Genomic DNA, 2,503 nt, shown 5'->3' with positions numbered 1-2,503 from the left:
TGTGTTTCGGCGTGCAACTTTGACCCCGTGAGGCGGGGGATCGGCGTCCAATTCTGACCCCCTAACCTCGTTCTCGCAGACTGCCCTCCGGTACGGCCGGAAGGGTGGTGTAGGGGGATGAAGGGCGTGGACACGATTGCGCGCATCCGGCGCGAGTTCTTCACCCGCGGCCGCGCGATCAAGGACATCGTCCGCGACCTGCACGTCTCCCGCAACACGGTCCGGAAGGTCATCCGGTCGGGGGCCACCGCCTTCGCCTACGAGCGTGAGGTGCAGCCGCTGCCCAAGCTCGGGCCGTGGCGCGACGATCTCGATCGGATGCTGAGCACCAACGCCGGCAAGTCTTCCCGCGAGCGGCTGACGCTGATCCGGATCTACGAGGCGCTACGCGGGCTCGGCTACGAGGGCGGCTACGATGCCGTTCGGCGCTATGCCAAAACCTGGAAGCGCGAGCGGGCCTCGGTCACGGCGCAGGCGTTCGTGCCGCTCACCTTCGCTCCGGGCGAGGCCTACCAGTTCGACTGGAGCCACGAGATCGTGCTGATCGGCGGCACGACCGTCACGGTCAAGGTCGCCCACGTCCGACTCTGCCACTCGCGCATGCTGTTCGTGCGGGCCTATCCGCGCGAGAGCCAAGAGATGGTGTTCGACGCCCACGACCGGGCGTTCGCGTTCTTCCGCGGCACCTGCCAGCGCGGCATCTACGACAACATGAAGACCGCGGTCGAGACGATCTTCGTCGGACGCGAGCGTGCCTACAACCGCCGCTTCCTGCAGATGTGCTCGCACTACCTCGTCGATCCAGTCGCCTGCACGCCGGCCTCGGGCTGGGAGAAGGGCCAGGTCGAGAACCAAGTCGGGCTGGTGCGCGAGCGCTTCTTCACCCCGCGTGTCCGGGTGAAGAGCTACGAGGAGCTGAACGCGCTCCTGCTCGATCAGGTGATCGCCTACGCCAAGGCCCATCCCCATCCCGAGGAGCGCGAGCGCACCGTCTGGGAGCGGTTCGAGGCCGAGCAGGCAGCCCTCGTTCCCTATGCCGGCCGCTTCGACGGCTTCCACGCCATCACCGCCTCGGTGTCCACGACCTGCCTCGTGCGCTTCGACAACAACCGATACTCGGTCATGGCCTCCGCCATCGGCCGGCCGGTCGAGGTGCGGGCCTACGCCGAGCGCGTCGAGATCCGGCAGGACGGGCTCGTCGTCGCCGAGCACGAGCGCGCCTTCGGGCGGGATCAGACCGTGTTCGATCCCTGGCACTACGTCCCCGTGCTGGCCCGCAAGCCCGGCGCGCTCCGGAACGGCGCACCGTTCAAGGACTGGGTGCTGCCTCCCGCCCTCGACCGGGTCCGACGCAAGCTCGCCGGCAGTGCCGGAGGTGACCGGCAGATGGTGGAGATCCTCACCGCCGTGCTCGGCGATGGGTTGCCGGCGGTCGAGGCGGCCTGTGCCGAGGCCCTGCGCGAGGGCGTGCACTCGGCCGACATCGTCCTCAACATCCTCGCCCGGCAGCGCGAGCCGACCGCGCCCGTCACCATCCTGACGCCTGAGAGCCTGCGGCTGCGCCACGAGCCGGTCGCGGATTGCGCCCGCTACGACAGCCTGAGGAGCCCCCCATGATGGAACGCCAGAACATCCTCGCCACCATGGGCGAGCTCAAGCTGTTCGGGATGAAGGCCGCCTACGACGAGATCATCAAGATCGCGGTCAAGCGCACCTACGAGCCGCAGCAGATCGTCGGTGACCTGCTCCAGGCCGAGATCTCCGAGAAGCAGGCACGCTCGATCCGCTACCAGATGACCATCGCCAAGCTGCCCCTGGCCAAGGACATCGCCGAGTTCGCCTTCGACGGCACACCGATCAACGAGGGTTTGGTACGCGCGCTCTCCAGCGGGGAGTTCCTGGCGCATCAGCGCAACGTCGTGCTCGTCGGCGGCACCGGCACCGGCAAGACCCACCTCGCCATCGCCATCGCGCGAGCCTGCATACGAGACGGGGCGCGGGGCCGGTTCTACAACGTCGTCGACCTCGTCAACCGGCTCGAAGCCGAGGCACGCGCCGGCCGGCAGGGCCGCATCGCCGACCACCTCGCCCGGCTCGACCTCGTGGTGCTCGACGAGCTCGGCTACCTGCCGTTCGCGCAGTCGGGCGGCCAGCTCCTGTTCCACTTGATCAGCAAGCTTTACGAGACCACCTCGATCGTGGTCACCACCAACCTCGCCTTCGGGGAATGGCCGAGCGTGTTCGCCGGCGACGCCAAGATGACCACGGCGCTGCTCGACCGGCTCACCCACCATTGCGAGATCGTCGAGACCGGCAACGAGAGTTGGCGCTTCAAGAACCGTGCCTGAGGCCGGCACACAGGTCGCGCCTGCTGGACCCCTGATCAGCCCGGCTGCGCCACCCCGACCCGCTTCGCCGGACTGACTAGGGACGTCCCGTCAGCCCCATCCGGGGGGTCAAAGTTCGACGCCGATCCAGGGTCAATGTTCAACGCTGTTTGACA

The 2,503-nt window shown here is 67.9% G+C and carries 1 protein-coding gene and 1 pseudogene; both read left to right on the top strand.

Annotation, left to right across the window (positions count from 1 at the left end):
- Positions 1-117: 117 nt before the first annotated feature.
- Positions 118-1,605: pseudogene (gene istA / locus MKL20_RS15065) on the top strand (IS21 family transposase); the annotation flags it as partial.
- An 8-nt stretch (positions 1,606-1,613) separates the two neighbouring features.
- On the top strand, positions 1,614-2,348 hold the full coding sequence (gene istB / locus MKL20_RS15060; protein ID WP_279594777.1) for an IS21-like element helper ATPase IstB: 735 nt from the start codon (positions 1,614-1,616) through the stop codon (positions 2,346-2,348).
- The last annotated feature ends 155 nt before the right edge of the window (positions 2,349-2,503 follow it).

Source organism: Methylobacterium sp. E-066, assembly GCF_022829635.1.
Lineage (GTDB): Bacteria > Pseudomonadota > Alphaproteobacteria > Rhizobiales > Beijerinckiaceae > Methylobacterium.
This window is presented reverse-complemented; position numbering and strand designations above follow the sequence as displayed.

Excerpts from the sequence above, each read along its gene's own strand:
- istB (WP_279594777.1), top strand. The coding sequence starts at position 1,614 with ATGATGGAACGCCAGAACATCCTCGCCACCATGGGCGAGCTCAAGCTG.